The 9687-nt window shown below is 34.6% G+C and carries 7 protein-coding genes; 3 read left to right on the top strand and 4 right to left on the bottom strand.

Going from position 1 to position 9687, the window contains the following annotated elements:
* Positions 1 to 27: 27 nt before the first annotated feature.
* The 4 genes from OZP06_RS08180 to OZP06_RS08165 form a co-directional block, all read right to left on the bottom strand.
* Positions 28 to 3495, bottom strand: a complete 3468-nt coding sequence (locus OZP06_RS08180) for a PorP/SprF family type IX secretion system membrane protein (RefSeq protein ID WP_281324467.1) — start codon at positions 3493 to 3495, stop codon at positions 28 to 30.
* 1 nt (position 3496) lies between these two features.
* On the bottom strand, positions 3497 to 4999 hold the full coding sequence (locus OZP06_RS08175) for a hypothetical protein (RefSeq protein ID WP_281324466.1): 1503 nt from the start codon (positions 4997 to 4999) through the stop codon (positions 3497 to 3499).
* A 247-nt stretch (positions 5000 to 5246) separates the two neighbouring features.
* On the bottom strand, positions 5247 to 6533 hold the full coding sequence (locus OZP06_RS08170) for a hypothetical protein (protein WP_269224440.1): 1287 nt from the start codon (positions 6531 to 6533) through the stop codon (positions 5247 to 5249).
* A gap of 125 nt (positions 6534 to 6658) precedes the next feature.
* Positions 6659 to 7102 (bottom strand): hypothetical protein, encoded by a 444-nt coding sequence (locus OZP06_RS08165; protein WP_269224439.1) that lies wholly within the window; start codon positions 7100 to 7102, stop codon positions 6659 to 6661.
* A gap of 412 nt (positions 7103 to 7514) precedes the next feature.
* Here OZP06_RS08165 and OZP06_RS08160 point away from each other — a divergent pair, with 412 nt between their 5' ends.
* The 3 genes from OZP06_RS08160 to OZP06_RS08150 are packed head-to-tail and all read left to right on the top strand — an operon-like array spanning position 7515 to position 9602.
* Positions 7515 to 8651 (top strand): DNA polymerase III subunit delta', encoded by a 1137-nt coding sequence (locus tag OZP06_RS08160; protein ID WP_269224438.1) that lies wholly within the window; start codon positions 7515 to 7517, stop codon positions 8649 to 8651.
* Positions 8652 to 8656: 5 nt separating this feature from the next.
* The gene (locus OZP06_RS08155) at positions 8657 to 9040 is read left to right on the top strand and encodes a DoxX family protein (protein ID WP_269224437.1); all 384 of its coding nucleotides are present in this window, start codon (positions 8657 to 8659) and stop codon (positions 9038 to 9040) included.
* 52 nt (positions 9041 to 9092) lie between these two features.
* Positions 9093 to 9602, top strand: coding sequence for an acyl-CoA thioesterase (locus OZP06_RS08150; RefSeq protein ID WP_269224436.1), 510 nt, complete (start codon positions 9093 to 9095; stop codon positions 9600 to 9602).
* Positions 9603 to 9687 lie beyond the last annotated feature (85 nt).

The raw sequence follows: 9687 nt of genomic DNA, 5'->3' as shown, positions 1-9687 counted from the left end.
TTCAATAGCCCAAAATATTTAACATAATTATTTTTCAATTTTAACAATTACCATTTTACTATTATACGGTTTACTTCCTCGATCTTCTAATGCCTGTGTTGCTTCTTGTAAATTATCAAACTTAGCTTCATATATAAAATATTTACTAGAGTTGGAATCATAGAAGAAGTTTACATTTTTGTCTCCAGAAGCTACCGTTTTAGTCACAAATGCATCTCTTTTTTGTGAATCACTATGTACTGCTAAAATGACATAATAACCACTTTCTACATTTTTATTATTTTTAATGATCTGCATGTTGGCTTGATTATCTCCAAAATCAAAATCAGAAACCGTAGGAGGAACAGCACTTACTTTGGTTGTTTCCTTAATCCTTTTTAATGTAGCCATATCTTGAACTAAACGATCTTGATCATTCAAAGAAGCCGCACGTTTGATTCTACGTTTTTTCTCAATTTCTGTTTCCACTTTAATTTTCTCCAATGTAGTAATCAATACTGCATTCGATTGTTCCGCTTTTACTTGTTCCGCTTTTAAAGTTTCAATAGTTTTCAAATAATTTTGATTGACCAAATCATTTTTAGGAGTCTTTTTAAGTCTCTCTGCGTAAAGTCGGTTAAACTCTTCTAATGAAGCAGCTTGTTCTTTATTTACCTGAGCAATTTGAGCTTTGATTGATTCTAATTCTGCATTTTCACCGGCAGTACTTTTGAATTCGACAGTAGTTTTCACAATGCCTTTATCACTTAAATCATTTTCATCTTTTAAGTCTTTCAATGCCTTTTCCTTGTTGGCTACAGAAGCATCTAAACGAGTCAATAATTGTTGTTGTTTGCGTTTAGAATCCTCCAGATTTTTGGATAAGTTATCCATTGTTTTACCAATCTCATCTTTTGGCATAGCATCAGCTTTGGCCTTAGCAAGAGCTTCAACAGCCAATTTTGCGGCGGCAGCCGCTTCAATTCGATCTTGTTCAGCCTGAGCAGCAATTGCAGCATCGGCTTTGGCTTTATTTTCGGCAGCTAATTTGGCGGCGGCTATTGCTTCAGCATCTGCTTTAGCTTTATTATCAGCAGCCAATTTAGCAGCAGCAGCATCGGCAGCAGCTTTGGCTTTAGCATCAGCAGCAAGTTTGGCGGCAGCAGCTTCGGCATCCGCTTTGGCTTTGGCATCAGCAGCTAATTTTGCAGCAGCAGCATCGGCTTTGGCTTTGTTTTCGGCAGCCAATTTGGCGGCAGCAGCTTCGGCATCCGCTTTGGCTTTGGCATCAGCAGCTAATTTTGCAGCAGCAGCATCGGCTTTGGCTTTGTTTTCGGTAGCGAGTTTGGCGGCAGCAGCTTCGGCATCCGCTTTGGCTTTGGCATCAGCAACTAATTTTGCGGCAGCAGCGTCTGCTTTGGCTTTGTTTTCGGCAGCAAGTTGGGCGGCAGCAGCTTCGGCATCGGCTTTGGCTTTGGCATCTGCAGCTAATTTTGCAGCGTCTGCTTTAGCTTTATTTTCAGCAGCAAGTTTGGCGGCAGCAGCTTCAGCATCAGCTTTGGCTTTGGTATCAGCTGCTAATTTTGCAGCGTCTGCTTTAGCTTTGTTTTCAGCAGCAAATTTGGCGGCAGCAGCTTCAGCATCAGCCTTGGCTTTGGCATCAGCGGCTAATTTTACGGCAGCATCGGCTTTAGCTTTGTTTTCAGCAGCAAGTTTGGCGGCAGCAGCTTCAGCATCAGCCTTGGCTTTGGCATCAGCGGCTAATTTTGCAGCAGTAGCATCTGCTTTAGCTTTGTTTTCAGCAGCAAGTTGGGCAGCAGTAGTTTCGGCATCCGCTTTGGCTTTAGTATCGGCAACTAATTTTGCGGCAGCGTCTGCTTTGGCTTTATTTTCGGCAGCAACTTTAGCAGCAGTCGCTTCAGCATCTGCTTTGGCTTTGGCCTCAGCAGCTAATTTTGCGGCAGCAGCGTCTGCTTTGGCTTTATTTTCGGCAGCAACTTTAGCAGCAGTCGCTTCAGCATCCGCTTTGGCTTTAGTATCAGCAACTAATTTTGCGGCAGCAGCGTCTGCTTTGGCTTTGTTTTCGGCAGCAACTTTAGCAGCAGTGGCTTCCGCATCCGCTTTAGCTTTAGTATCGGCAGCTAATTTTGCGGCAGCGTCTGATTTGTTTTTAGCATCGGCAATACGTTTTGCAGAAGCATCGGCATCCGCTTTAGCTTTTGCATCTGCGGCTAATTTTGTTTTATTTGCGGGCTCTGGTTTTTTTGCAGCGAGGGCTATAGCAGCAGCATCCTCTTTTGCTTTAGCATCTGCAGCCAGTTTATTTTTTTGTTCAATAGCTACAGCATCTGATTTGGCTTTGGCATCAGCCGCTAATTTGGCTTTGGCAATTGCTGCATCTGCTTTTGCTTTATTAGCAGCTGCTAATCTAGCTTTATTTGCTTCGGAAATTTTTGCTTGATCAGCCACTTTTGCATCAGCCACTGCTTTAGTGTCTGCCTTAGGTTTTGTAGTAGTAGAAGCTTTAGGAAAAGGAGCAGGTTCAATTAAAGCTCCTTCTTCTTCATCATCTCCATAATCAAAATTTTGATTTTTAAATTTATAGGCCAATACAATTATGTGGGATGCACCAAGGTTTGAAATATCACCCAATCCCATACCATAAGAATATTCTAAAGCAATTTTAGGTGTTATATTTAAACCAAATCCAGCAGTCATTCCTAAAACAGAATGGTATCCAGCCTGTACCCAAATCCCTTTAGGAATGGTAAAAACGCCTGAACCAGAATAAGCTGTATTCTCTTTGTAAAACTCGGTTTTAACGATTCCTGAAAATTTACTTTTATCAAAAAAACCATAGGAATCAATAAAACCAGTATACATTACATGGGCTTGAATTCCTTTGTTAGGATCGTCTTTTAGAATACCAGTATTGAAATTATAAGAAACAATATTATTTAGACTTAACCCAAAATCGAAAAATGCTGATCCATAATTAATACCCGGAGATACAGCCATAACCGTATTGGATGGAATATTATTTAAATAAGTTTGATCATCATATGGATAACTAGAACTTACATTATTATATATTACTTTTCCGCTATTCAATCCACTTTTATAGGCACTAAGGTTTATACCAAAAGTAAGATTACTATCCTCTTGCAATAAAATATTATGAGCAAAATTGGCAGATACCCCAAAAGTAGTAAGTAAGCCTTGATTTTGTTGAAAAACACTGATACCTACACCTTCATTCTCCATGAAACGTCCAGAGTAACTTAGCATATAGGTTTTGGGTGCGTTTTCAAAACCTGCCCATTGGGTTTTATTAAACAAAGTAATATAAGCACTTTGCTGTCTTACAAAACTAAACGTAGGATTGATGACAAAAGAATTAAATTTTAGAGAGTTTCCAGGCGGAATAGCAAAAGAAACAACACCATCCTCTTGTTGGGCATAAAAAAATGGGATAGTACAGAAAAAAAAGAAAACGCTTAATAAAAAATTTTTCATATTATTTCACAAGAGTTATCGAACCCTTTTTGGCAGAACCGCCATTTGGAGTAATTATATAATAATAAACTGGATTGAAATTAGTAAATTCAATAGCTGTTTGTGGCCAACCATTATAATTGTCATAATTATAACTTTCAAAAACAATTTTACCCAAAGAGCTCAAAATCATTACTTTCGCTTTACCACCAGTATATTCTTCAGGAATAATCCAAGAATGCGCAGGAGTCAAAATATTTGAAATTTTTACAACATCGTAACTTACTTTATAAGAAATTTCAAAAGGAAATTCAGTTGTAATAGCACAACTGGAATTTTGAGTTACAATAGCCTTATAGCTTCCTTGTGCAGTAATATCCAAGGTGTTTGTGTCAGCACCGGGAATAGCAATACCATTTAATAACCATTGAAACGTAGGTGATACAGCATCTGTAGTTATGGCAACATTTTTTGTTTCCCCTTCTACAATATAATTCACTTCGCCAACTTCAACTCCAGATACAGCACTAGTATTTGTAAGAACTTTTAAATCTATAGAACCCGTTGATTTGCAGCCGCCAAAATCAACATCACAAGTATAAGTACCCGGCAGATTTGTGATGTAATTACTGGAAATAGCACCATCAATTACGGTATTATCCCTTCTCCAAACATAAGAATTACCACTAGAAACGGAAAGTGTCGTGCTACCCAAACTGGAACAAAAAGGATTACCTGAACTTGAAGAAATTACCGCACCAGATCCACTGGCACCAGAAACTTTAACAGATTGTGAACGGGTATTTATATCAGAGCATGGTCCATAATTAACTTCAACATAATATTCTCCAGCTTGTTTAACTGATAATGAACTTTTAGTTTCATTTGGAACTAACACTCCATTTTTATACCAATTATACTTCAATTGAGGATATTGCAAAGGGGAAGAATCAGGAATTGAAGGAGTTGAATTATCAACAGAAAGTGTAACACTACCTCCATTACAAAAACTTAAAGCATCGCTTTTGTTATTAATATAAAAAGTACCTGAATATGATAAAAAATGGATAGGAAACGAAGATTGTAAATCACTTGTTTTAAAAAGCTGACTAACAACTCCTGAAGAACTTTGAATTTTTAGACCATAAATATCCGAACCAACTAAATCAGAGGGTACTTCAAAAGTAAGTGTCTTATCTGTCGGAGTATCTGCGGGAGGATTTGGAGCAGCTCCATTAGGAATTATCTTAGGTTTTATTGGATTCGTAAAATTGCCTTTATCATCTGAAAGTAGGACAAAAAATGTTTCATTAGCTGGAAAGCCACTTATTTTAAAAAAAACTTCATACCTATTATATCCAGAAGGATAATCAATATTAGGTATGTTAGCACAAATTCTTGGATAACCGAGCTTTTGAGGCAAAATAGTCTGAGCTACTGAAGTAAAATTGGATAAAAGAAAAAAAACTATCAATAAAAAACAAAACTTTATTGAATATAAATAGGAGTAAAGCTTACTTTTCATAAGTAATTAATTTAATTTTTTACAAATCTGTTTAACAAGTGGTGTAATTTAAATTTATTAATACCAAATTTAATGCTCCATTATAAACAAACATGAGTCTCTGTACTTCAAAATGAATTATGAAAACTTATTGAAAATTCTTGTTATAAAAAATTAACAAAATAATTTAAGTAATAAAATGAAAGCCAAACCTGTTCGTTTAGGTTCAACTTTCATTTTACATAATTTCTAAAAATTTATTTGTTAGTTATTTGGCTGAGGCTGTAAACTTAGTAAGTGCCAATCTAAAATCTGGTCTTCTTGGATTTGCAAAATCATTAAAAGTCTCAAGATTTGTAGTTTTAGAATATAAATTAAAGAAAACACTGTTTCCATAATAACTTTCTAAATCTTCATTATTTAGATTACCTGCCATAAAGATATTTCCTTGGCAGAAATTGAAATAAATTTCTTCAAGTCGAATTTTCTTTAAATTTTTCTCGGCCAATTCGATATTATTATCCAATATAATAGCGGGATTAAATCCAGATATTACACTTTTTCGTAATACCAAAGAAGTATTCTCAGCTACAAAAACCGCTTCTTTTACTAACCCAGATTTTATATCCGTATCAATATTATCACTATCATTAGCCAATGTCATATTAGTAGCCGTAACAACAGTTTGTTTTTTTGTAAAATCAGCTTCCTCTTTTTTAATATATGAAGAAACGTCAATACATCTTGATCCATTATTATTCGTTAGATAAGAAGTTCGAACAGCTAATGAATTATCAATTTTAGCTTGAGTCCCTAAAGTAAATTTAAAATCAATTCCACTAGAACGATAAGATATAATTTTGTTCAAAACAGGTTCACCTCCAAGTACTTCAAAAGCATCTCCCGCAGCATAACTAATCATTATGTTCTCAAGAATAGTTTTATTCCCGATTCCTCCAAGTAGAAGCGCATTGAAATTTTCAGAACCTTTTATTTTTTTACCGGCATATTCTATTCTTACATATTTTAACACACCAGATGAACTAGCTGGATTCAAACCACCGTAAGTTGTCAAACTAGGATCTAAATCATAATTAATAGAAGAGTAATTCCCAAATTTATTTATGGGAGCATCACCAAGTATAACTATACCACCCCAGTCACCGGCTTTCTTAAGGGATTTATTGGAAGTAAAAACGATAGGATCGGTTTCAGAACCTTCAGCAATCAATTGAGCTCCTTTAGTAATGATTAAGGTTCCTTTAGATTCAGAATCTCCAATGATGATTGTACCAGGATCAATAGTAAGAATTGCATTGTTAGTAACATATACATTACCTTGAATGATGTATACATCTTTTTTGGTTAACCTAGTATTTACAGTAATTGTACCAGCAAGAATCTGAGTAGCTTCACCATAATCGGCTTTACCCGGTTTAAATTCCGTCCAGTTATTTAACCAATTGCTTGATCCAAATATTCCTTTCTCTTGTTGTGCATTTACATCACAAACAACAGTAAGAAAAACCCATATAATTAGTATTATATTTTTCATAGGTTTGGGGGTATTAAATTTAATTATTTTTAAAACCTCTGTAGGATAGAGTTTAAACTCATTTGAGTTATTGGGTCAGTATCAAAAAAGAAAGACTTTTTTGATATATATGGTATGTAAAATTGTTATTCTACTTCGCGTAATCCTTTTATGATTTGCTCATAATACATGATCATAGAAACTAACTGATTTTTATCTGCATAAGGTAGCATTTTTCTTAAAAAATCAACCTGAACTTCAAGAAAAACATTAGTAGCTTCTGCTTGTAAATCTAAAGACTTTTTGTTTTCAGGAGTTTCTTGAATTCCTAAATCAGCCATGGTAACACCTGGTTTTGTTGCAAGACCTATATTAGGAAAAATCTTAACAACGATTTTCATACGTTCAATATACAACTCTACCAATTCTCCTTTGGTTAAAGTTTTAAGCTCTTTATCATCTGCGTGAAAAGTTCTTAATGAAGCCGTAGTACTAATAATACTTTTAGGCATATTAGGTTTAACCTGAGCTACTGCGTTAAAGCTTAATGCTAACATAAAAACACTGAAAAAAATAATTTTCCCTTTCATATCATGGATTTAAATAATTAATAAAACAAAAATATACAATTTAATCGAATTTGCAAGTCGTAATGTTATAATTTAAAATATAATTTAATCGTTTTTCTGTAAAAATTTACCTTATACCGAGTAAATACTACACTTAACCGAGGATAATACATGTTTAAAAAAACAAAAAATAATCTTAAAATTTAACTTCAATATAAGAAATTAGCTAATAATTTTTGGGTAAAAAATACTATTTCAGCTTCGGTTCAAAAAAAATACAAAAGTTATCAACAGCAAAAGTTGAAAACCGCTCAAGTATAAACAAAGGATGAAAAACAATCAAATTCATACCATTAAAATTCATACATGCTTGTGAAAACAACTTTAATAATAGAAAATTTTTGATGCTATCATTTTCTACTATCTTTGTCCAATGGAATTTTCAAAAATTTTAGGACAGGGCTATATAAAAAACCACTTGGTTAAAAGTGCTGATTTAGGCAGGATTCCTCATGCCCAATTATTTGTAGGTCCAGAAGGCTGTGGCACTCTACCAATGGCTATTGCTTACGCACAATATGTTTTATGCAACACTAATGGCGAACAAAATGTATCCTGTAGCATTAAATTTCAAAAATTATCACATCCAGACTTACATTTTATTTATCCAACTGTAACGACAGAGGATGTAAAAGCTAAACCAAAAAGTATCGATTTTATTGCAGATTGGCGACAATTTATCTTAGAAAAACCTTATGGTGGATTATTTGACTGGTATGCTAAATTGGGTGTTCAAAATAAACAAGGAGAAATACGCGTTGATGATGCAGCTGAAATATTAAAATCGCTATCCTTAAAGTCCTATGAAGGAGGATATAAAATTATGATCATTTGGATGGCAGATAAATTGAATATCGCAGCCTCTAACAAACTTCTCAAATTACTGGAAGAACCACCAGAGAAGACCGTTTTTCTGCTTATCTCCGAAAATGAAGAAGACATCATTCAAACCATACGCTCCCGTTGTCAAATTACACATTTTAATGCATTAAGCGAACAAATCATAGCTAATAGTCTAATAGAAAATGAGCAGATTGATGCAAAGCTAGCTTCAAAAATTGCACATCAGGCTCAAGGAAATTACAACAAAGCATTGCATCTATTAAATGACGACGATGAAGCTTCTCCATTTGAACAATGGTTTGTTACTTGGGTTAGAGCTGCTTTTAAAGCAAAAGGAAATGCAGCAGCCATACAAGACTTAATAGAATGGAGTGAACAAATAGCTACATTAGGGAGAGAAACGCAAAAAAAATTTCTTCAGTTTTGTATTGAGATGTTCCGTCAGGCATTATTGTTAAATTATGAGACCAAATCATTAGTTTATATAGAGCCAAAAGTAGAAAAATTCAAACTTGAAAACTTTGCTCCTTTTGTAAATGGAAATAATATTAACGACATTTTCAAAGAATTATCAGATGCGATGTATCATATAGAACGCAATGGTAATGCCAAAATAATATTAACTGATTTATCTATAAAACTAACCCGTTTAATACACAAAAAATAAAACCTATGAACAATATTGCTTCTATTTTAATCTTAGTCTTTTTAGCGATCACATTTTTACAATCATCTCAAGATAAATTATTCCATTGGAAAGACAATGTTAATTGGCTAAAAGAACATTTTGCAAAAACACTTTTACGCAATCAGGTTCCTTTAGCACTAGTAAATGTCTTGATCTTAGAATTAATATCTGGCATTTTATGTGTCGTCGGAGCTATAGAAATAGCACTAAATAGTGGAAGAATTTACGGATTATATGGCGCTATCTTTTCTTGCATTACTCTTATTATGTTACTATTTGGACAACGTTTGGCCAAAGACTATGATGGTGCGAGAACCATCGTATTGTATTTTATTCCCTCTGTAATGGCCGTATATTGGCTTAATTAATCGCTTTAGAAATATAAAATTCTAAAAAAACTTAAAACTTATTATTTAAAAAATGACATCTAAACATCCTTCAGAATCCTTAACTATATTGACCGATTTGGTTTTACCGAGCGAAACCAATCCTTTGAATAACTTATTTGGAGGGGAATTATTGGCCAGAATGGATCGTGCAGCAAGTATTGCTGCCGGAAGACATTCCCGCCGAATAGGTGTAACTGCCTCTGTAAATCATGTAGCATTTAATAAATCAATTCCACTTGGTAGTGTGGTTATTATAGAAGCCAAAGTATCAAGAGCATTTAAAAGCTCAATGGAAATTTATCTGGATGTTTGGGTAGAAGACCGCCAATCTGGAAACAGAACCAAAGCAAACGAAGCGATTTATACCTTTGTGGCGGTAGATGATACTGGTCGACCTGTTGATGTTCCGCAGATTGAACCGGAAACTGAATTAGAAAAACAGCGATTCGATGCCGCTCTGAGAAGAAAACAATTGAGTTTAGTTTTGGCTGGAAAAATGAATCCTCATGACGCGACCGAGTTAAAAGCTTTATTTACTTAAAAGACAAAATTAGCTCATAATCTGTCAATATGTTATTTACCGCGTGAGGGATAGAAGCAAGTTACCGAAGTAACGCGAATAGCCC

Origin of the sequence: Flavobacterium sp. IMCC34518 (genome assembly GCF_027111095.2) — a bacterium.
Classification (GTDB): domain Bacteria; phylum Bacteroidota; class Bacteroidia; order Flavobacteriales; family Flavobacteriaceae; genus Flavobacterium; species Flavobacterium praedii.
This window is presented reverse-complemented; position numbering and strand designations above follow the sequence as displayed.

Excerpts from the sequence above, each read along its gene's own strand:
- OZP06_RS08180 (WP_281324467.1), bottom strand. The coding sequence starts at position 3,495 with ATGAAAAATTTTTTATTAAGCGTTTTCTTTTTTTTCTGTACTATCCCA.
- OZP06_RS08175 (WP_281324466.1), bottom strand. The coding sequence starts at position 4,999 with ATGAAAAGTAAGCTTTACTCCTATTTATATTCAATAAAGTTTTGTTTT.
- OZP06_RS08170 (WP_269224440.1), bottom strand. The coding sequence starts at position 6,533 with ATGAAAAATATAATACTAATTATATGGGTTTTTCTTACTGTTGTTTGT.
- OZP06_RS08165 (WP_269224439.1), bottom strand. The coding sequence starts at position 7,102 with ATGAAAGGGAAAATTATTTTTTTCAGTGTTTTTATGTTAGCATTAAGC.
- OZP06_RS08160 (WP_269224438.1), top strand. The coding sequence starts at position 7,515 with ATGGAATTTTCAAAAATTTTAGGACAGGGCTATATAAAAAACCACTTG.
- OZP06_RS08155 (WP_269224437.1), top strand. The coding sequence starts at position 8,657 with ATGAACAATATTGCTTCTATTTTAATCTTAGTCTTTTTAGCGATCACA.
- OZP06_RS08150 (WP_269224436.1), top strand. The coding sequence starts at position 9,093 with ATGACATCTAAACATCCTTCAGAATCCTTAACTATATTGACCGATTTG.